Below are 19,752 nucleotides of genomic sequence, written 5' to 3' on the forward strand. Positions count from 1 at the left end.
TTACCCAGACAGAAACTCAGTGCTTGCGGCTTTCAATGAGGAACCGTCCGGGAAATTTCAAAAATCACACCAAAGTGGTGGCGATATGACTTATTCTCTGGCCTTGAATGGGCCCTTCAATTTGGATTTCATCAACGCTGTTAAAATCGCGGATAAGCGCGTTATGCGCCAGCGATCGGGCCTCATCGACTGACATTCCTGCCAGTAATTCCGCCGGTAAAGAACTCAATATTGCCTCAACGAGCGCGTTTTTATCACGGTTGTAATTTTCAACAAATGAAAAACTGCGTCTACCTAATATGTTGATCTGATAGAGATACTGGAAGTTTTTTTGTCCCGTGAAAGTTCTCGTTTTGAGGAAAGCCTTCGCACCTTTTTTGGTTCTGGAGGCAAAAATAGTATTATCACCAAATACTCTAAACTCCGTGTTATCCCGGCTTATTGTCCCGACAAAGCCCTGGACTTTTATTATTTCCGGACCGCGCGAATCGTAGCGGTAAGTGCAAGAATTTCCTAAGGAAATAAAGGATGGCGGAAAAGTATTATTACTTTCCGCGTTCTTACCTTGCGGAGGTGTTGATGCGCTAAATAAACGGCCTAAACGACTAAACATGGTTCCATCCTTGTTTTAAAGAAGCGCAATATAATGGTTATACGAAAAAAAGATGATGACAAAAATCAATCTCGCTAGAATAAATGACTTTCTGATTTTAGGAGTTCGTGATGACTGACCTAATCCGTTGCCCGTGGGGTACGAATGACCCACTTATGATGGATTATCACGATCATGAATGGGGCAAGCCGGTGCGGGACAGCCGGGCCCTGTGGGAAAAACTGATGCTGGACGGTTTTCAGGCAGGATTATCCTGGCGGATTGTGCTGAAAAAACGTGATGCACTGCGGCTGGCTTTTTGCCAATTTGACCCCGTAAAAGTCGCCGGATTTACCGAAGAAGACATCGAACGGCTGATGAACAACGCCGATGTTATCCGCTCCCGTAGTAAAATTACGGCAGTGATCGGGAATGCCCGTGCGTATCTCGCCATGCAGCAAGCCGGAGAAGATTTCGGTGAGTGGATTTGGTCACAAATCGGCGGAAAAGCGATTCAGCATAGCGGTCCGGTACCCACCCGGAATGCGATGTCAGAACGTATTTCGAAAGATTTAAAAAAACGCGGCTTTAAATTCGTCGGGCCGACAATTGTTTACGCCTGGCTGGAAGCCACAGGCCTGATTAATACTCATCATCCGGATTGTTTCCGACGAGCACAGGTGGCGAAAGAAATCTGATTAATGGTTGAAGAGAAGGGCGCGCAGAGAAGGGATCCCGTCGCACCCTGAGTCACTATAGAAGACGAAACTCAATCATAAACAGTTCGTTTAGCCCCGGATAAATCTCACTAATGACTTGTTTCAGTTCTGCCAGCGTCATGTTTTCCTGTATGGCGTGCTGATCGTTCAGATCGGCGAACTGTACGGGAGTAATCGCGATGATCTCAATATTGCAGAAAAATACGTCGTCTTCATAACGGCTGACGCGAACCTGATCCCCTGCTGCAAAATTCGCGTCGCTGGCTTCACGCAGGGTGATTGTTTTACGGCCGGCAAGAATATCAGCCTCAAAACGACCGTAAAAAGTGATGTTTTTCATAGTTTTTCCTGCATTATAAGAATTGAATTTCCGGTGGATATGATAACGCGTGCTGCGCCCGCCCGAGGCAGATTTAACCAGGCAGCCACGCGAGACAAGTTCGGTCAGATGCCGTGTTGCGGTGGCCTTACTGACTTTTGCCACCTTTTGATACTGGCTTGCGTTTATGCCTTCAGCGAAACCTTTTTCGCCGCCATCGAGCAAACGGTTAAGCACTTTTATCTGTTCCGCAGACAGATTGCTGGCGTGATAAATCTGCCAGAAACGCGATTTATCCAGCGTCTGGTCAATGCGCTGAATTGCCGTATCCACAGTAGATTCAAGCACTTGCAAAAACCAGCTCAGCCAGTGTGTCAGATCCATGTCACCGCGCTGAGTTTTCTCAAGCACGTCATAATATCCGCTACGGTGCGTAAGAATCGCCTCCGACATAGCATACAACCGTACGCTGTCATGATCCGCCTGGTACAGAGCCATATCTGTCAGTGCCCGGGTGATACGGCCGTTACCATCTTCAAACGGATGAAGTGTGATGAACCAGAAATGAGCCAGCGCGGCGCGAAGCAGGGGATCCAGTGCTGGCCTGAATAACGACTGGTTATACCATTCAATAAAGCGGAGAAGCTCGCCGGTTAACTGTTCACGCGGGGGAGCCTGATAATGCACTTTTTCATGACCCGTACGGCCGGAAATCACGCGCATTGTGTCATCGCTACGCCATTTTCCCCGCCTTAGATAAGAAGGAGCAGGTTCGGGAAATAACCAGCAATGCCATTGAAAAAGGCGCATCTCTGACAACAAAACGTCTTCAGGATTAAAGACATCCATCATCATTTTCGCGAGACCTTCAGAGCGTTCCGTCATGGTGGCCGCGGGCTGAACGGCAATGCCCAAACGTTTAGCCAGGGACGAACGAACAGAATGAACATCGAGCCGTTCATTTTCAATTTCGGAAGATGAAAGAATATTGCTCAGCATGGCTTCAAGGGAATACCCGGCAGCTTCATCACCAGAGCGGGATTCCACTTTACCCACCAGCTTGCCCATTTTTAGCCGGGTTTGTCGCAACATGGGCTGTATAACGTCATCATCCCAGTTGAACTGAGGCCAGTCAGGTTTTTGCCAGATCCACTGCTTGTTGTCCATAACGGGAACCTGTGAGCCGAATAGAAAAGTTATTTGGCTCATTATAAGAGCCAAATAGAGTTTGTAAACGGCTCATAAAGATTTGCTGCCTATCAAAGAAGAACAGGGTGACTAACCAGCTGGCTGTCGGCGTACCGGTGGATCATAAAAGACGGCGCACCGTTAACGGGAGGTACGATCGCCGTCCCAAACCACAATGGGTTTTCCGGGCAGATAGAACCACAGATATAGGCCGGTATTCCTGCCAGCTGACCCGACATTGAACGGTGAACATGGCCCGCTGAAATAGCGATGGGTTTTCGCGGGTGGTCCGTTAAAAACTCAGCCAGCTTTGCCATATCACAACACATTATCTGATCTAAAGGCGGAATACCGCTGAGGATAACCGGATGATGCATAAAGAGAATGGAATCTGCGGGGCCGTCTTTGATCAGATTCTCTGCCAGCCACGGCAGGTGTTCACCAACAGCGCCTGCAGAATTTCCCGCAATGGTAGTATCAATCCCGATAAGACGAAGTTCACCGATGTCCGCAACAAAATGCAGCGCGCCATCTTCGCAGGTATTATTCCAGTAAGGACATTTCAAAATGGATTTCATTGAGGTGCGGTCATCAGAATTACCGGGCAATATGAATGACGGGTAAGATCTTTTATTCAGTTGAGCGGCGATGGCGGCATAACCGTCACACCAGTTGTCATCAATCAAATCACCGCTCAGCACAAGAGCGTCAGGCGTAATGAGATCAATCCACGCCAGTGCATGCTCAAAACGTGAGAGATTATCATTATTTTCTGCAGCATGAATGTCGGACACCTGAGCAATAATCACCAGAAACCTCCGGGAAGAAATCCCGTTAACGGAATAAGAACAATTCAATGTAGACGAGATAAGCTGGATAATCAAAGTACGCATAATGTATATTATGTTAAATAAGATATCCAGCTACGTACCCATTAGCTGTCTGTCTTTTATCAGGCCTCACCTGCTTCGGTGAACATTTCCAGACTGTCATCAATCACCGGCCAGATTGTTATTTTCTTCAGGCTGCCCATCCGGCCTGGTGTGTACATCTATGATGTTTGATCGCGCTACGTGAATTCTGCGTTACTCTGCGCACAAGACCTACTGCAGAATTCATGCAGCCACTCTCTCAAATGCTATAAACCCGCATAGGCTTTTTCTACTTTGGCCATATATCTGGGTGCCTGCGGTGCCGGATGATACTGACGGACATGCCAGTTAAAAGCTTCCGGCGTCAGCTGATTAATCATCTGGATTGCAGTCTGACGATTGCTGGAAAACGTCCGAAGCAGCGCTCCCGCACCGTTGGCATACGCAACTTCCGTAGCATAACGGCGCGTCACCGGATCGTTAATCCAGTTAAGCTGCTGACGTTGCAATGCACTGATATAGGCCGTGCCTAAATCAATGTTAGTTTCAGGATCCCGTAAATCATCATCGTCAGGACAACCTCGTTTCCCTTTATACCGGTAAGCGTCACAACCGCTGGTGGAAGCTTTTAGTTGCATCAAACCAATGGCATTGGAAGGACTGACCGCCCCGGGATTAAATCCGGATTCGACCTCAATAATGGCTTTAACAAGTTTACGGTCGACTTTATATTCATCCGCTGCATCTTCAATTTCATCATCCCAGGCATGGGTGTCGTATTTTTTATAATGGGGTTTACTTGAACAGCCAGCCAGAACGATCAGCATAACCAACGTGCTGAATTTTCTGGTTTTTTTAAACGATGAAATCATAATCTTCCAGAATTGAAATGAGTTATTCTCCGCGCTGATAAGATACCGTTATCGTCGCTCAGGATCATGTATTAATGAGAGTTTTACCGCGATTCAGCCGTACTAAAAGTGCGAAATGCGGTATGTCTGCCCTGCTCTCGCCTTCATCTGCTTGCTCAGGGACTCAATAAAAGCATTTGTGGATTTGACATATTTAATACAGATTGTATTTTTAATGCCATGAACACATTTCTGATTATCGTCCCCGACGGGGGCATGCTATTCGAAGCAGCAGGTATTGCTGACATCCTGACGCAGGCAAACCGCCTGTTGCCCGATACTCATCCTGAAGCAAAAAACGCACCCTATCAGGTCACGGTGGCGACCACGCAACCGCACCGTGTAGTCCACGGCGTCTCAGGGCTTAACCTTCTTGCGGATCACCGGTTGTGCGATCTTGATCCGACATTGCCCCGTGACACTATCTTAGTGACCGGCAAAGGTCTGTCTGAAGCAGAAGGTTCAGACGTTGTCCGCTGGCTGCAACAGGCTGCACCTTCTGCCCGCCGCGTAGTGTCTGTCTGCGGCGGCGCATTATTGCTCGCCCAGGCAGGATTACTCAACGGCCGTCATGCCACCACCCACTGGCGTCTGATCGATACTCTGCAGTCACAATACCCGCAGGTAACGGTTGAGCGCGGCCCGATGTATGTTCAGGACGGGCCGGTATGGACGTCAGGCGGCGTCAGCTCGGGCTTTGATCTCACCCTTGCACTGGTCGAAGAAGATCATGGTTTCAGCATCGCCAAAAGTGTTGCTCAGGATTTAGTCATGTTTCTCCGGCGTCCGGGTGGACAGTCGCAATTTAGCCGCTACCTTTTGAATCAGGCCAGTGATGGCCCTATCCGCAAACTTCAGACGTGGTTACCTGAACATCTCACGGATGATTTGTCAGTTGAAAGTCTTGCTGAACGTGTTGCGATGAGCCCGCGAAACTTTACGCGCGTGTTCACCCGCGAAACAGGTATAACCCCGGCAAAATATGTTGAGGAAGTCCGGCTGAGTGCCGCGCGACAGCTTCTGGAACAAACGACACAAAACATAGAGCGCATCGCCCTCGCAACCGGCTTCGGTGGCGGGCTTAACCTGCGCCGCGTTTTCGAACGTAATTTACAACTGACGCCCACAGAATACAGAGAACGCTTTTGTTCCAAAATATTGGCGTAAATTGATCTTTTATTGTCATTTCCGCCAAATCACCTCCGTACTAGATTAACTGTAAAGCAGATAACTAAGGAGTTCATCATGGTCAAAGTAGGCATTAATGGTTTCGGCAGAATTGGACGGAATGTTTTGCGCGCCGCTCTCGGACGCAATGATTTCCAGGTGGTGGCAATTAACGATCTTACTGACAGTAAGACCCTCGCTCACCTTCTGAAATATGACTCACTCTCCGGTACGTTAAAAGCGGATGTTGAAGCTGGTGACGGCGAATTGCGGGTGGATGGTAAAGCGGTGCGCGTTTTTTCAGAACGTGATCCTGCGGCTATTCCATGGAGCACGGTGGGTGTGGATATCGTTATTGAAGCGACCGGTTTCTTTACTGAAAAAGCTAAAGCCGAAGTTCATATCACCCAAGGCGGAGCAAAACGCGTCATTATTTCCGCACCGGCCAAAAATGATGACATCACTATCGTGATGGGTGTCAATGACGGCGAGTACGATCCGGCAAAACATAAAGTGGTCAGTAACGGCAGCTGTACTACTAACGGTCTGGCCCCTGCCGCTCAGGTTTTGCATCAGACTTTCGGTATTGAACACGGTCTGATGAACACCACACATGCCTATACGAACAGCCAGGCGTTGCATGATCAGCCTGAAAAAGATTTACGGGGTGCACGCGCGGCAGCGGTTTCGATTGTTCCGTATTCCAGCGGCGCAGCGAAGGCGATTGGGAAAGTGATCCCTGAACTGGACGGACGTATGACCGGTTATTCCCTGCGTGTTCCGGTTCCTGTGGTCTCCATCGTTGACTTAACGGTTAACCTGAAACGTGAAGCGACAGTTGAAGAAATTAACGCCGCGTTCCGCAAAGCGGCTGAATCCGGTCCGCTGAAAGGTATTCTTGGTTACAGCGAAGAGCCACTGGTGTCGAGCGATTATCGGGGAGATCCCCGTTCCTCTATTATTGACGGGCTTTCCACACTGGTGATCGGGGGTAAGCTGGTGAAAATTCTGGCCTGGTATGATAACGAATGGGGTTTTTCAAACCGTCTGGTTGATCTGGCGTTGTTAATGGAAAAACGGGGTTTATAACCCTCTCTTTCTGCTTGAAAAATGACAGACACCGCCTTCAGGCGGTGTTTTTTTATGACTCACAGACTATCACCGGTATTAAAATAACACATTGTATGTTGTAACTAATATTGCAAAAAAGAGGTCGGACTTTTGGCTCCGCTATCGAGGCTAATGAATCTTTCACTTGTCTCAAAATGTTAATGGCAGCCTGCCTTTTCTGGTAAATGTTGCATATCGTGCTAATCTGACGCCTCAAAAACACGCTTAAGCCCAGACAGTGAGGATCTCCTGTGACCCTATTACGCCGCCGCCCGGAAGCGACCTCGCCAGCCATCCGTTTCCTGCCTGAAACCATTCATATCGGCCGCCAGTTACGAACTTATTGCGATTCACGTTTTAAAACAATCGGTCTGACGCTGGCCCGGGGACAGGTCTTACTGCATCTGGAAGCCGCCAGCGGACGCCTGCCTCAGGGAGAACTGACAGCATTGCTGGAAGTGGAACACCCTACTGCCATTCGCCTGTTCGACAGCCTGGCTGAACTGGGCCTGCTGGAGCGCTGTCCCGGAGAAACCGATCGTCGCTCAAAAGATATCAAACTGACGGAAACTGGAACCGAACTGGCAAATCAGGTGCGTATCATGACGGATGATATTCTGATCAGCGTTATGGAAGGCATTTCGCCAAAAGATGTGGATATCGCCCGGGGTGTTCTCGCCAGTATTACCGCCAATATCGCTGCGCTTTAAAGGGCGCTTTTTCCTTGTTTGATGCCCTTTCCCGCCTGTAATCATCACTTGGGTTATTGATTAGTTATCCGTTATTTTCATTTGTAAATATCATCAATATGAATAATTGGGTAGACACCCTTGAGATGACTTATTACATTATGTAGCAAGCTACAAACTCGCAGGGTAATGATTTACGAGGCATAACGATGACGACGCGTTCTGATTCAGATGTCCGGCAGGACGCCGGTGAATTATCAACACGGGAAGCATCACCACAGAAAGAACTCCCAGTAAAACCTGATAAACCCGCGCCGGTTCCGCCGTCACAACATCACCCTTTTGCCGTTCAGGTCAGTACCTGGTTGCTGCACTATCCGCGTCTGCGGATGGTTGTCTATGCCACAGCATCACTGATTATCGGGCTGACGCAGGGGCTTGGGATCAATCTGGTCAGCTCCAACCTGCCGGGCATACAGGGCTCGCTGGGCATTTCCAATGTGGAAAGTTACTGGCTGGTGGCAGCCTATACGGCAACCAGCGTTACCGGCACGATCCTGCTGTACAAAATCCGTACCCAGTTTGGTTTTCGTCGGTTTGGTGAATACGGGCTGCTGTTTTTTGCTGTGGCGTCTTTGGGACAGACATTCACTCATGATTTCCAGACCGCCCTGGCCGTGCGGGCTGTCATGGGTTTTGCAATGGCGTCGCTCGGACCGCTGGCATTATTTTATATGTTTGAGATCTTTCCGCCGGCTAAAAAACTGACGGCTGGATTGTGTTTCGGGCTGGCGGGCAGCCAGCTGGCTTTGCCTGTCTCGCGCATTATATCCCCGCATTTGTTAGATCTTGGCCACTGGCACCAACTGGCGACGCTGGAATCCGGCCTTTCACTTATCTGCCTTACCATTATCTGGATTTTGCCGCTTACCCATCCGCCACGGGTGAAAGTGTTTGAACGTACAGACTGGATAAGTTATCCGCTCATTGCCACCGCGGTGGCTTGTATGTCGGTGGTGCTGACAATGGGCCGTTATTACTGGTGGCAGGAAAAAGACTGGATTGGTGAAGTGCTGGTGGTCGGGATTATTGCGCTGACGCTGTCATTTATGGTCGAACTGAAACGCAAGAATCCCATTATCGATTTGCGCTGGCTGATGACGCCTGAAATGGTGCTGTTCACCGGGTCGATGCTCTTCGTACGCATGCTGTTGTCGGAACAAACGACCGGCATGGTCGGGTTTCTGAATCTGGTCGGATTGCTTAACGATCAGCTGATGGCGCTGTTTTGCGTCATTCTGGCCGCAACCTTCGCCGGACTGGTGGTAGTCAGTATCATTCACAAAGCCAACCGGATCGTATACATCCATCTGTTTTCGATTGCCCTGATTGCGATTGCCTCATTGACGGACGCCGGTTCCACGGTGGATACCCGCCCGGAGCAATTTTACCTGACACAAGGAATGATCGCCTTTGCCGGGGCGGTATTTCTGCCGACCGCTCTCTGGCTCGGGTTTATCCGCGCCCTGCAGTTTGGGCAAAGCCAGATCATCAGTTTTATCCTGGTGTTTCTCTCTACTCAGAATGTCGGCGCACAGGTTGGCAGCGCCTTCCTCGGGACGATACAGATCCTGAGAGAGAAATTTCATTCCAGCGTATTGGTCGAAAACATCAGCCTGCAAAATCCGCTGGTCAGTGAACGGGTTGCGCAGTACAGCCATTTACTGAAACCGGTATTAAACGACGGCACGCAACTCAATGCCGAAGGTCTGGCCCTGCTGAGCCAGAAAGTGACACAACAGGCCGGATTGCTGGCCTATAACGATGTTTTCAGAGTGGTTTTTTATATGTCGCTGGGCTGCTTTGCCGTCCTTGTCGTACACATTATTGTCGGACGGATCCTGATGAAGAAACAGACTGTCGGGTAATTGCCTTGTTTTTATAGATGAATAAAAAGAGTAAAGCGGAAAAACTGATGAAAAATATCTTTCGTTATCCATCGATTATTGTGGTGCTTTGTCTGGGTATTATCGGGGTCATGATCGTGCTGTACAGCTGGCAATTGTTCCCGTTCAACTCGCAGGTGGAATCGACGGATAATGCCTATATCCGGGGCAATGTGACCCTGCTCAGCCCGCAGGTATCGGGTTATATCACTGACGTCAATGTGCAAGATTTCATGCCAGTCAAAAAAGGCGACGTGCTGTTTGTGATTGATGACAGTACCTACCGTCAGGAGTTGTTACAGGCAGAAGCGGCTGCCGCGCAGGCTCAGGTGACGCTGCAAAACTTTGAGCAGAACCGCGCCTCAGGTGCGGCCAACCTGCAACTCGCGGAAGCTGAGCTGCAAAGTGCCCAGGCCGCGCACAGCAAAGCCTTGCTTGATACCGGACGTAACGGGCCTTTACTGGAGAAAGGACTGGTTTCTAAAACCACCGGCGACGAGCTTCACGCCGCGCTGCTGACTGCGCAGGCTAATGTGGCTAAAGCCCGTGCTTCGGTGAATATTGCCCGACAGAATCTGGCGCTGGTCGATGCCAACAAAGCTTCACTGGCAGCCGCGTTGAAGGCGGCCCAGGCCAGAGTCGAAGTGGCACAAATCAATCTGCAGCATACGCAGATCGTTGCTCCGTCCGACGGACAACTCGGCGAAGTCAGCGCACGGCTCGGGCAGTACGTCAGTGCCGGAACACAACTGACCTCAGTTACGCCGAAACAGGTCTGGGTGACCGCCAATTTCAAAGAGCGCCAGCTGGCGGGTATGGCTGTTGGCACACCGGCGGTATTCACTGTCGATGCCTTGAATGATCAGGCATTTAAAGGGCATGTGGCCCGTATTTCCCCTGCGGCAGGTTCAGAATTCAGCATCCTTAAAGCGGATAATGCGACGGGTAACTTCACCAAGATTTCACAACGTATCGCCGTGCGCATTGAACTGGAACCTGGCCAACAAAGTGAACGTCTTCGGCCGGGAATGTCGACCGTGGTCAGCGTAGATACTGCGCAGGCGCCTGTCAGCCAGTAATATTTGCCACAAGCAGGTCAGAATAATAGCGCTGCGCGACATCAGGATGTGAGCGCAACCGCCCTTTCAGATAATTGAAACCCACATCGCGGAATAACGGATTCAGAGGATCGCTTGCCTCTCCCCGCGCTTCCTTTGCCAGTTCGGCTGGCAAAGGAAATAATGGCACAACAGCATCAAGCTGAGCCCCCAGGAAAAATGCCAGCGACAGGCGCTCATCCCCTTCAGGGGGTGATACAACCCGGTGTACCGTAGCACGCAAATAACCGTGTGTAGCAAGTTCAAGCAACTCGCCAATATTGACCACCAGCGTATCAGGGACAGGCAACACATTGACCCACTGCCCTGCTTCTACTTCAACCTGTAAACCGCGCTGTTCATCCTGCAACAGAAAACTGAGGAATCCGGAATCCTTATGTGCACCGACCCCCTGGTTTCCGGCACCCGGCGTACGCCCCGGATAACGGATCAGTTTGATATGTTCATTCGGTTTTTCACCGTACAGCGGATCAAAGGCCTCTTCCGGCAGTTTCAGTGCCAGCGCAAAAGCACGCAAAAGACGCAACGACATCGCCGTCATTTCCCTTTGCCAGCGAAGCAATAACGGGCGCAATTCCGGCAATGCTTCCGGCCACTGATTCGGCCCCTGTAATCTTGCCCATGCAGGCGTACTTTCTGTCACCGGTAGTTTTGGCCGCTCCGCGCCGAGATCAAACTGTTCGCGCCAGTCCGGCTGACCGCGGGTCATCTCCGAGGCAGCACGGTTATAGCCACGAAAGTGTGACGAATTAATCATCGCCACAGCCAGTTTGTCTTCCTCAGGCAGTGCAAAAAATTGCCGGGCAACCCGCTGAACATCCTTCAGTAACTGCGCATCAACGCCATGATTTTTGAGGTAGAAAAAACCAATCTCACGGGCGGCGTAACGCAGTTGTGCAAGGAATTCTTCCCTCTGTCCAGGCGTTGTGGAAAACTGGCTGAAATCGATCAGAGGGATAGGGGAAGATATCTGGCTCATCGCGCGCTCCGCAGTGATGTTGTTAATAATCATCAACGCTATCACGGTTGCCCGATAACAGACCAATAGCCAGATGGTCTGGTTTATACTTCAGGGTTATGAACGAAAGGCAAAATATCCGGCCCTTCCGTGGACCGGACAACGCATTTATTCGCAGTTTTTTAAAGACTTAACGTTTAGTGCCGAGATAGCGATATACCACCGCCAGATCCTTCCCGCCATAACCGGCATCGACCGCGCCCTGCCAGGTCTGACTGATTCGTTTCATGACCGGCAGTTCAAGATGACTGCCAGCCTCCAGTGCCAGATTGATATCTTTCAGCGCCCAGGTCAGTTGCATCTGCGGGGTATAATCACCGCTTTTGAACATCTCCATTTTGCCCCTGATATAGGGGGCTGCCAGCGGACCGCCTTCCAGCACATTCCACAGATCGTCAGTGGTGAATCCCAGTGCCTGTGCAAGCTGCGTCGTTTCTGCAATACCTTCCATCATGGCAATCAGCCAGGCATTGACCACCAGTTTCATTCTGGAGGCACGTCCGGCTTCACCGAGCCATTTTGTCGCTTTGGAGATAGCGGCGAATACCGGTTCAATGGCGGCACCGGCTTCACGATCACCGCTGGCCAGCACCACAATTTGCGCCTGCTCGGCCGGGGCTTTGGTGCCGGAAACCGGTGCATCAAAGAATACGACATCAGGACGCTGCGCTTTAATCAGCGCAATCAGCGCGTCTGTCGCTTCAACGCCGAGGGTTCCCATCTGGGCAATAATCCCTCCCTGTTTCAGACCGGCGAGCACACCGTTGTCTCCCTGACAGACTTCAAGTGACGTTTTGCCGTCGGACAACATCGTGATTACCACGTCCGCGCCTTCAGCCGTTTCGCGTGGTGTACGGCCTTGTGTAGCACCGGCTTCCACCAAATCATCACCGCGTGAAGCCGTCCGGTTCCAGACACGGGTAGAGAACCCTTTTTTGATCAGGTTAGCGGCGAACGCATGCCCCATTGCGCCCAGACCCAGTACCGCGACCGTGGGTTGTTGCTGACTCATACCTGACTCCTTACGTGAATAATGTATGTATAAAAAGGCTACCACCCCGGCCCTCTGTCCGCGGCATGGCTTCTGTAAGCGAATGCAACAGAAAGGCTGATATTACTTAACCTGTGCTAACTAAGTGGCGTAACATACGCGCTTTCGTGCCTGGCGTTAGCGATGGGTTTATCCGGGCAGCTAATGATTTGACTGATATTTTTCAGGAGTGACAAGCATTATGAGTAAAGTCGTATTAATCGGGATTGTTTCGGTCATTTTCGTTTTGATGGTGCTGATGCTGGGTTCAGTGTATGTCTATCCGTGGTGGATGCAACGCTCCACAGAAGGCGCCTGTGCCGATATCAGCAAGAACAATGCCATCGATACTGTCACCCGTGATTACATGGAAAACCGCATTCCAAACTGGGGTAACGACAAAGACAATATGGGCACATCAGTGCCGGTACTGAATTTCATCAGCGATGATGTTAAAGAAGACAAAGGGACTTACCACATCCCGTTCAGCGCAAAAGGCCCGAATGGCACCCTGGGTTATGTCGCTCACTTCAACTGTTCCAACCATTATGTGAAGTATTCAACTGTCGAGTGATTTTAGGGCCTGGCGACCCGGCGGACCTTTAGGTCAATACCCTGGGTCGCCGCCCTCCTTAAGGATGCCCGCTCAGTCACCCGCTAAGCCGATTCCCTCTCCACCAGCGCTGGCGGCAGGATAATATTCTGCGCTTCCAGATTTTGTCCCCCGATCCTCATCAGTAAGCGCCTCGCTGTCGCATAACCGATTTCGCGTGCGGAATTGGCAATGGAGGTCAGCGGCGGTTCCGTCAGTTCCGATTCCGGCGCATCTTCCATTCCAATCAGGGCAATTTTTTGCTGGAAGAAGCTGTCTACTGCCCCGCCACCCACTTGCGCACCGGTACGCAGCACGCCGAAATAGGCGCCCAGCGCGACGGATGATTTATGGCAGACAATTGCGCTGATTTTCGGGTAGCGGGATAATAAAGTTTCGGCAGCATCGGCGGCACATTTATGCTGATAATCACACTCGATAATCCATTCGCTGCGAAATGGCAGGCCGTATTGCAGCAGCGTGGCGCAGAAACCGCCGAGACGTTCGGCACGGGTTAACGAATTGCTCAAACCGCCGAGATAGGCAATTTGTTTGTGACCATGTTTGATCAGATATTCGGTGGCCATTTTCGCTGCGAGCATATTATCGGGTCGGACAACATCAACCCCTTCGATCCCCCCGGAACGTGCCGCGCAGATCAGCGGGACGTCATATTCTTCGGCCTTTTCTTTCAGCCCGGCGAGGGTATTTACGCCACCGGCGATCACAATGCCATCTACGCCGTGGGTCAGCAAAGTCTCGAAACAGCGCATCAGCCCTTTACCGGACGGGCCGCTTTGCAGCAGAAACAACACTTTGCCCTGCGCTTCAAACATCTCACTGAGACCGGCAGTCATTTCGGCATAAAACGGTTCACAAATATCGCGGACAATCAGCCCGACCACGCCGGATTCGCCACCGCGCAGCGTACTCGCCTGCCGGTTGCGCACAAAACCCAGCTCATCAACCGCACGGTTAACCCGTTCTGCTGTTATCCGGGAAATACGCCCCTTACCGCTGAGCACCAGCGAAACCGTGGTAACGGAAACGCCGGCATGCTGCGCCACATCTGTAATGGTGATTTTTTTATGATTCATCGGCTGTTGTCGTTCATTTGAAATTCCATAAAACGGGATCCCTTCCCGCCCGCTGTATCCGAAAACCGGAATAATTAGCGTGGTCAGACAGTTATACCTAATCCAGCCTGCCGAGTAAAACGTTTAACCTTATTTAACCCATGTTGCAGAAGGCACCATCAAATAGTGTGAGTTCAGACACGTATTATTTAGGTAAAACGTTTTATCTTAGCCGCCATCAACAAGTCGCTTAATAAAACAACTCAGGGAGCGGGTATGCCTGCCAACAAAAAACAACGTGTTACGCTTTGGGAGTTCTTCCAAAGTTTAGGGAAAACTTTCATGCTGCCGGTCGCTCTGCTGTCGTTTTGCGGCATCATGCTGGGCATCGGCAGTTCGTTAAGCAGTCATGATGTGGTGACGCTGATCCCCGCATTAGGTAATCCGATCCTCCAGTTGGTTTTCGTCTGGATGAGCAAAGTCGGGTCGTTTGCCTTCAGTTTCCTGCCGGTGATGTTTGCTATCGCTATCCCGCTGGGTATGGCGCGTGAAAACAAAGGCGTTGCCGCCTTCTCCGGTTTCGTCGGTTTCGCTGTACTGAATCTGGCAATTAATTTCTTTCTGACCGCTAACGGCACCTTGCCAACCGTCGATCCGCTGGTGCTGAAGGCCAATAATATCCAGATGATCCTCGGCATCCAGTCTATCGACACCGGTATTCTGGGCGCGGTCATCGTCGGTATCATTGTGTACATGTTGCACGAACGCTACAACACGATCCGTCTGCCGGATGCGCTGGCATTCTTCGGTGGCACGCGTTTCGTCCCGATTGTTACCACCGTGGTGCTTGGTCTGGTCGGTTTGCTGATCCCCCTTATCTGGCCTTTCTTCGCTGCTGGCATTAACGGTCTGGGCCGTCTTATTCAGGGAGCAGGGGTATTTGGCCCGATGATTTTCGGTTCCGGTGAGCGTCTGCTGTTACCCTTTGGCCTGCATCACATTCTGGTTGCATTGATCCGCTTCACCGAAGCTGGCGGCACGCTGGATGTCTGTGGCCGCGAAGTGAGCGGCGCACTGACCATCTTCCAGGCACAACTATCCTGCCCGACCACGCACGGTTTCTCTGAAAGCGCGACGCAGTTCCTTTCTCAGGGCAAAATGCCTGCCTTCCTCGGTGGCCTGCCGGGTGCGGCTCTGGCGATGTACCACTGCGCGAAACCTGAAAATCGTCATAAAATTAAAGGCCTGCTTATTTCCGGCGTCGTAGCCTGCGTTGTTGGCGGCACCACTGAACCGATCGAATTCCTGTTCCTGTCTGTGGCGCCGGTTCTCTATGTGATCCACGCCATCCTGACCGGTCTGGGCTTCACCATCATGTCCGTGCTGGGTGTGACCATCGGTAATACCGACGGCAATATCATCGACTTTGTGGTATTCGGGATCCTGCATGGCACTGCGACCAAGTGGTATCTGGTGCCGGTAGTGGCCGCTATCTGGTTCGCGGCTTATTACGCTATCTTCCGTTTCTCTATCGTGCGCTTTAACATCAAAACGCCGGGTCGTGAATCTGAGAATATGCCTGCTGCCGCCGCCGTGCCGTCTTCCAGTAAATCTGGCTACAACGTGCCGGTTATTCTGAGCGCGCTGGGCGGTGCCGGTAATATTGTTTCACTGGATAACTGCATCACCCGCCTGCGTCTTTCCGTTGCGGATATGTCGCGGGTTGACGATGCCACGCTGAAAGCTAACCGCGCTATCGGTGTCGTTCATCTTAACGAGCATAATCTGCAGGTCGTCATTGGTCCGCAGGTACAGTCGGTAAAAGATGAACTGGATTATCTGATCCGTACCGCAGCCAGTCAGCCAGCACCGGAACCGGTGATAGCGTAATACGATTAACAGGGCGCCTCCGGTCGCCCTTTCCAGCTTTATTCAGGGAGTGAAAAAATGAGTTTTGATTTTTCCGCCGTTACCGACCGTCATGGCACCTGGTGCACCCAGTGGGATTACGTCGCTGACCGTTTCGGCAGTGCGGATCTGCTGCCGTTCACCATCTCTGACATGGATTTCCCCGCCGCACCCTGCATTCTGGATGCGCTGCAAAGACGGTTGCAACACGGCGTACTCGGTTACAGCCGCTGGCATCACGATGATTTCCTCGGCGCGGTAGCACACTGGTTTCAGCGGCGTTTTAACAGCCGGATTGACCGGGAAAGCGTGGTCTACGGCCCGTCGGTGATTTACATGGTTGCGCAACTGATCCGTCAGTGGAGCCAGCCGGATGATGGCGTGGTGACCTTCACTCCGGCCTATGATGCGTTTTTCAACGTGGTAAACGGTAATCAGCGCAATATGATGGCCTGCCCGCTGCTTAAAAACGGTAATGACTGGTCGCTGGATGCGCAACATCTGGAAAGCCTGCTGGTGCAACCAACCTGTTCTGTACTGTTGCTGTGCAGCCCGCACAATCCGACCGGTAAAGTCTGGACACGGGAAGAACTGACACTTATTGCTGAACTGTGTGAGCGTCACAATGTGCGGGTGATCAGCGATGAAATTCACATGGATATGGTCTGGGGCGAACACCGCCACACGCCGTGGAATGACGTGGGACGCGGAGAATGGGCGTTACTGACCTCCGGGTCGAAAAGTTTTAACATTCCGGCGCTGACCGGCGCTTACGGACTGATCAGCCATAAAGCCTCACGCGAGGCGTATCTGCACCAGCTGAAAGCCTGCGACGGCTTATCATCTCCGGCCGTGCTTGCCGTTCATGCGCACGTTGCGGCTTATCATCACGGTGAACCCTGGCTGGATGCGTTACGGGAATATTTACAGGGCAATCTGCGTTACGTGGCGGAACAACTGAACGCCGCATTCCCGCCGCTCAACTGGCAGCCGCCACAATCCACCTATCTGGCGTGGATTGATTTACGCCCGCTGGGTATTGACGATAAGCAGTTACAAAATGAGCTGATCAGGCATCAAAAAGTCGCCATTATGCCGGGTTATACCTATGGTGAAGAAGGTAACGGTTTCCTGCGTCTGAATGTCGGCTGCCCGCGATCGAAGGTGGAAGCCGGTGTTGAAAAATTAATCACTGGCATCAGAGAGTTGGTCTAACTCCTCCCCCTGCGAAGGGGAGGAAGCAAATTCACCCCCCTTCTTGTTGCGCAACAACATTTCATTCAGGGTGATTCTCCCGTTATAATGCCCCGCACATTTCAATAATAATGAGTGCACACCATGATCGACACACGCCTTCCCCTGACAGACATTCACCGCCACCTTGATGGCAACATCCGCGCTCAGACTATTCTGGATTTAGGCCGTCAGTTTAATCTGACCTTACCTGCCAGTGAACTTGAAGCGCTGCGCCCGCATGTACAGGTGATGCATACTGAACCGGATCTGGTAAGTTTCCTGCAGAAACTCGACTGGGGCGTTAAAGTGCTCGGCGATCTGGATGCCTGCCGCCGCATTGCTAAAGAAAACGTTGAAGATGCGGCGCGCGCCGGCCTGCATTACACCGAACTGCGTTTCTCTCCCTATTACATGGCAATGAACCACAAACTTCCGGTCGCGGGTGTGGTGGAAGCGGTCATTGAAGGGATCCGCGAAGGTCAGCAGCATCATGACATCGATGTGCGTTTGATCGGCATTCTGAGCCGTACGTTTGGTGAAGACGCCTGTCTGCAAGAACTGGAAGGTTTGCTGGCGTACCGCGACGGTATTACCGCGCTGGATCTGGCCGGTGATGAACTGGGTTTCCCGGGCAGTCTGTTCCTCAGCCATTTTAACCGTGCGCGCGACGCAGGCTGGCATATTACCGTTCATGCCGGTGAAGCCGCAGGCCCGGAAAGCATCTGGCAGGCAATCCGTGAACTGGGCGCTGAGCGTATCGGCCATGGGGTAAAAGCCGCACAGGATCCTGAACTGATGGATTTTCTGGCCAAACATCAGATTGGTATCGAATCCTGCCTGACCTCTAACATTCAGACCAGCACCGTCGCGTCTTTTGAGCAGCATCCGCTGGCGATTTTTCTGCGCCATGGCGTGCTGGCCTCCATCAATACCGATGATCCGGCAGTTCAGGGCATTGAGATTGCTAACGAATATCATGTCGCTGCACCGGCTGCCGGACTGACGCAAAACGAAATCCGCAAGGCACAGGAAAACGGCCTGACGATGGCATTCCTGACAGCCGCTGAGAAGCAGGCAATTCGCGACAAAGTGTCGGCATAACGCTTTTCACCCAATAAAAAAGGGCGGGAATGTTCTCCGCCCTTTTCTTTTCATTCAACGGATTACACCGTTTTCACTTCTTCTTTCTTCACCTGCGCGGCGGCGTCTTCACGCGCCACACGTCTGGCATAGCGTGAGGCCAGTACCGCACAGACCATCAGCTGGATCTGATGGAAAATCATCAGCGGCAGCACCATCGCGCCCACGGCAGCAGCCGGGAACAGCACGTTCGCCATCGGAATACCGTTCGCCAGACTTTTCTTCGAGCCGCAAAATACAATGGTGATTTCGTCTTTGGTGTTAAAGCCAAACAGCCGCGCCACACAGGTGTTGATGATCAGCACAATGGTCAGGAGAACAATCGAACAACCGAGGATCGCCAGCAGCGACCAGCCGTTGATCTGATGCCAGATCCCCTGCACAACCGCTTCACTGAATGCCACATAGACCACCAGCAGAATCGATGAACGGTCGGTGACGTTGACGATTTTCTTGTGCCGCTGTACCCAGGCAGCGATCAGCGGACGGCAAAGATGCCCGATGATAAACGGCACCATCAGTTGCAGCACAATGGAACCGATGGCATGTAAGGTGTCACTGGTACCGCCCTGTGTATGCATCAGCAAACCAACCAGCACCGGTGAAAGGAACACCCCGAGAATACTGGACGCCGACGCGCTGCAAATTGCCGCCGGAATGTTACCGCCAGCCACCGAGGTGTAAGCAATCGCAGACTGCACGGTCGCAGGCAATGCACAAAGATACAGAAAACCGTAGTACAACGTCGGCGTCAGAATGCCCACCGGCACCAGCCATTTCATGCCAAGACCGAGCAGCGGGAACAACGCGAAAGTGCTAAGGAACACCACTACATGCAAACGCCAGTGGCTGATACCCGCCATGATCGCTTCGCGGGAAAGCTTCGCGCCGTGCATGAAAAACAGCAGTGCAATAGCGGCTGTGGTCAGATAGCCGAAGAAGGTTTTATAAATCCCTTCACAGGGAAAAAATGAAGCGATCACGACAACACAGACCAGGATCAGCAAAAACTTATCGATTTTCAGACGTTGTAACCAGGACATGAACCTTCCTTGCAAAATGAATAACAAATGAAAAATAAGAGTGTCACCGGCGTGACACTCTGGAAAACGGGATCCTGT

The 19,752-nt window shown here is 51.6% G+C and carries 18 protein-coding genes and 1 pseudogene; 10 read left to right on the top strand and 9 right to left on the bottom strand.

Annotated features, from left to right (window positions below; all coding sequences use genetic code 11):
* Positions 1–64: 64 nt before the first annotated feature.
* Complete coding sequence (locus tag J1781_RS22360) at positions 65–613, bottom strand: hypothetical protein (protein ID WP_217138642.1); 549 nt, start codon at positions 611–613, stop codon at positions 65–67.
* A gap of 110 nt (positions 614–723) precedes the next feature.
* Between J1781_RS22360 and J1781_RS22365 the strand changes: the two genes are divergently transcribed.
* Entirely contained in the window at positions 724–1,290 is a 567-nt protein-coding gene (locus J1781_RS22365; protein WP_217159534.1) for a DNA-3-methyladenine glycosylase I, read from the top strand.
* A 55-nt stretch (positions 1,291–1,345) separates the two neighbouring features.
* On the opposite strand, the gene yqfB is transcribed toward J1781_RS22365, so the two are convergent.
* The 4 genes and pseudogenes from yqfB to J1781_RS22385 form a co-directional block, all read right to left on the bottom strand.
* Complete coding sequence (yqfB, locus tag J1781_RS22370; RefSeq protein WP_129952112.1) at positions 1,346–1,651, bottom strand: N(4)-acetylcytidine aminohydrolase; 306 nt, start codon at positions 1,649–1,651, stop codon at positions 1,346–1,348.
* A 42-nt stretch (positions 1,652–1,693) separates the two neighbouring features.
* Positions 1,694–2,797 (bottom strand): annotated as a pseudogene (locus J1781_RS22375) (Fic family protein); the annotation flags it as partial.
* Between the two features lie 92 nt (positions 2,798–2,889).
* Positions 2,890–3,627, bottom strand: a complete 738-nt coding sequence (locus tag J1781_RS22380; protein WP_217234220.1) for a metallophosphoesterase — start codon at positions 3,625–3,627, stop codon at positions 2,890–2,892.
* A 329-nt stretch (positions 3,628–3,956) separates the two neighbouring features.
* Positions 3,957–4,562 (bottom strand): transglycosylase SLT domain-containing protein, encoded by a 606-nt coding sequence (locus J1781_RS22385; protein ID WP_217234221.1) that lies wholly within the window; start codon positions 4,560–4,562, stop codon positions 3,957–3,959.
* Positions 4,563–4,781: 219 nt separating this feature from the next.
* Between J1781_RS22385 and J1781_RS22390 the strand changes: the two genes are divergently transcribed.
* The 5 genes from J1781_RS22390 to J1781_RS22410 all read left to right on the top strand — a co-directional run bounded on the left by J1781_RS22390 (position 4,782) and on the right by J1781_RS22410 (position 10,592).
* The gene (locus J1781_RS22390) at positions 4,782–5,768 is read left to right on the top strand and encodes a GlxA family transcriptional regulator (RefSeq protein WP_129951278.1); all 987 of its coding nucleotides are present in this window, start codon (positions 4,782–4,784) and stop codon (positions 5,766–5,768) included.
* 78 nt (positions 5,769–5,846) lie between these two features.
* Positions 5,847–6,857: a type I glyceraldehyde-3-phosphate dehydrogenase gene (gene gap / locus J1781_RS22395; RefSeq protein ID WP_129951277.1), complete on the top strand. Its 1,011-nt coding sequence runs from the start codon at positions 5,847–5,849 to the stop codon at positions 6,855–6,857.
* Between the two features lie 272 nt (positions 6,858–7,129).
* Positions 7,130–7,588 carry a MarR family winged helix-turn-helix transcriptional regulator gene (locus tag J1781_RS22400; RefSeq protein ID WP_217159530.1) on the top strand — a complete coding sequence of 153 codons (459 nt, stop codon included), beginning with the start codon at positions 7,130–7,132 and terminating at the stop codon, positions 7,586–7,588.
* 188 nt (positions 7,589–7,776) lie between these two features.
* Complete coding sequence (locus tag J1781_RS22405; RefSeq protein WP_217138637.1) at positions 7,777–9,495, top strand: MFS transporter; 1,719 nt, start codon at positions 7,777–7,779, stop codon at positions 9,493–9,495.
* Positions 9,496–9,542: 47 nt separating this feature from the next.
* Positions 9,543–10,592 carry an HlyD family secretion protein gene (locus J1781_RS22410; RefSeq protein ID WP_129951273.1) on the top strand — a complete coding sequence of 350 codons (1,050 nt, stop codon included), beginning with the start codon at positions 9,543–9,545 and terminating at the stop codon, positions 10,590–10,592.
* Here the strand turns inward: J1781_RS22410 and J1781_RS22415 are convergent.
* Entirely contained in the window at positions 10,582–11,610 is a 1,029-nt protein-coding gene (locus J1781_RS22415; protein WP_129951272.1) for an isopenicillin N synthase family dioxygenase, read from the bottom strand. The genes J1781_RS22410 and J1781_RS22415 overlap by 11 nt on opposite strands.
* A gap of 169 nt (positions 11,611–11,779) precedes the next feature.
* Positions 11,780–12,688, bottom strand: coding sequence for an NAD(P)-dependent oxidoreductase (locus J1781_RS22420; protein WP_255466694.1), 909 nt, complete (start codon positions 12,686–12,688; stop codon positions 11,780–11,782).
* Positions 12,689–12,881: 193 nt separating this feature from the next.
* Here J1781_RS22420 and J1781_RS22425 point away from each other — a divergent pair, with 193 nt between their 5' ends.
* Complete coding sequence (locus J1781_RS22425; protein WP_129951270.1) at positions 12,882–13,253, top strand: YebF family protein; 372 nt, start codon at positions 12,882–12,884, stop codon at positions 13,251–13,253.
* 83 nt (positions 13,254–13,336) lie between these two features.
* On the opposite strand, the gene malI is transcribed toward J1781_RS22425, so the two are convergent.
* Entirely contained in the window at positions 13,337–14,368 is a 1,032-nt protein-coding gene (gene malI / locus J1781_RS22430; RefSeq protein ID WP_129951269.1) for a Mal regulon transcriptional regulator MalI, read from the bottom strand.
* Positions 14,369–14,623: 255 nt separating this feature from the next.
* Between malI and malX the strand changes: the two genes are divergently transcribed.
* The 3 genes from malX (at position 14,624) to add (ending at position 18,592) form a co-directional block, all read left to right on the top strand.
* Positions 14,624–16,237 (top strand): maltose/glucose-specific PTS transporter subunit IIBC, encoded by a 1,614-nt coding sequence (gene malX, locus J1781_RS22435; protein ID WP_217234222.1) that lies wholly within the window; start codon positions 14,624–14,626, stop codon positions 16,235–16,237.
* A gap of 57 nt (positions 16,238–16,294) precedes the next feature.
* Positions 16,295–17,470 (top strand): MalY/PatB family protein, encoded by a 1,176-nt coding sequence (locus J1781_RS22440; protein ID WP_217234223.1) that lies wholly within the window; start codon positions 16,295–16,297, stop codon positions 17,468–17,470.
* A gap of 123 nt (positions 17,471–17,593) precedes the next feature.
* Positions 17,594–18,592, top strand: a complete 999-nt coding sequence (gene add, locus J1781_RS22445; RefSeq protein ID WP_129951266.1) for an adenosine deaminase — start codon at positions 17,594–17,596, stop codon at positions 18,590–18,592.
* A gap of 62 nt (positions 18,593–18,654) precedes the next feature.
* Here add and J1781_RS22450 read toward each other — a convergent pair whose 3' ends face one another.
* Positions 18,655–19,674 carry a bile acid:sodium symporter family protein gene (locus tag J1781_RS22450; RefSeq protein WP_217234224.1) on the bottom strand — a complete coding sequence of 340 codons (1,020 nt, stop codon included), beginning with the start codon at positions 19,672–19,674 and terminating at the stop codon, positions 18,655–18,657.
* Positions 19,675–19,752 lie beyond the last annotated feature (78 nt).

Origin of the sequence: Rahnella perminowiae, from assembly GCF_019049695.1 — a bacterium.
Classification (GTDB): domain Bacteria; phylum Pseudomonadota; class Gammaproteobacteria; order Enterobacterales; family Enterobacteriaceae; genus Rahnella; species Rahnella perminowiae.

Excerpts from the sequence above, each read along its gene's own strand:
- J1781_RS22360 (WP_217138642.1), bottom strand. The coding sequence starts at position 613 with ATGTTTAGTCGTTTAGGCCGTTTATTTAGCGCATCAACACCTCCGCAA.
- yqfB (WP_129952112.1), bottom strand. The coding sequence starts at position 1,651 with ATGAAAAACATCACTTTTTACGGTCGTTTTGAGGCTGATATTCTTGCC.
- J1781_RS22410 (WP_129951273.1), top strand. The coding sequence starts at position 9,543 with ATGAAAAATATCTTTCGTTATCCATCGATTATTGTGGTGCTTTGTCTG.
- J1781_RS22415 (WP_129951272.1), bottom strand. The coding sequence starts at position 11,610 with ATGAGCCAGATATCTTCCCCTATCCCTCTGATCGATTTCAGCCAGTTT.
- gap (WP_129951277.1), top strand. The coding sequence starts at position 5,847 with ATGGTCAAAGTAGGCATTAATGGTTTCGGCAGAATTGGACGGAATGTT.
- J1781_RS22365 (WP_217159534.1), top strand. The coding sequence starts at position 724 with ATGACTGACCTAATCCGTTGCCCGTGGGGTACGAATGACCCACTTATG.
- J1781_RS22450 (WP_217234224.1), bottom strand. The coding sequence starts at position 19,674 with ATGTCCTGGTTACAACGTCTGAAAATCGATAAGTTTTTGCTGATCCTG.
- J1781_RS22405 (WP_217138637.1), top strand. The coding sequence starts at position 7,777 with ATGACGACGCGTTCTGATTCAGATGTCCGGCAGGACGCCGGTGAATTA.
- J1781_RS22390 (WP_129951278.1), top strand. The coding sequence starts at position 4,782 with ATGAACACATTTCTGATTATCGTCCCCGACGGGGGCATGCTATTCGAA.
- J1781_RS22425 (WP_129951270.1), top strand. The coding sequence starts at position 12,882 with ATGAGTAAAGTCGTATTAATCGGGATTGTTTCGGTCATTTTCGTTTTG.
- malX (WP_217234222.1), top strand. The coding sequence starts at position 14,624 with ATGCCTGCCAACAAAAAACAACGTGTTACGCTTTGGGAGTTCTTCCAA.
- add (WP_129951266.1), top strand. The coding sequence starts at position 17,594 with ATGATCGACACACGCCTTCCCCTGACAGACATTCACCGCCACCTTGAT.
- J1781_RS22385 (WP_217234221.1), bottom strand. The coding sequence starts at position 4,562 with ATGATTTCATCGTTTAAAAAAACCAGAAAATTCAGCACGTTGGTTATG.
- malI (WP_129951269.1), bottom strand. The coding sequence starts at position 14,368 with ATGAATCATAAAAAAATCACCATTACAGATGTGGCGCAGCATGCCGGC.
- J1781_RS22440 (WP_217234223.1), top strand. The coding sequence starts at position 16,295 with ATGAGTTTTGATTTTTCCGCCGTTACCGACCGTCATGGCACCTGGTGC.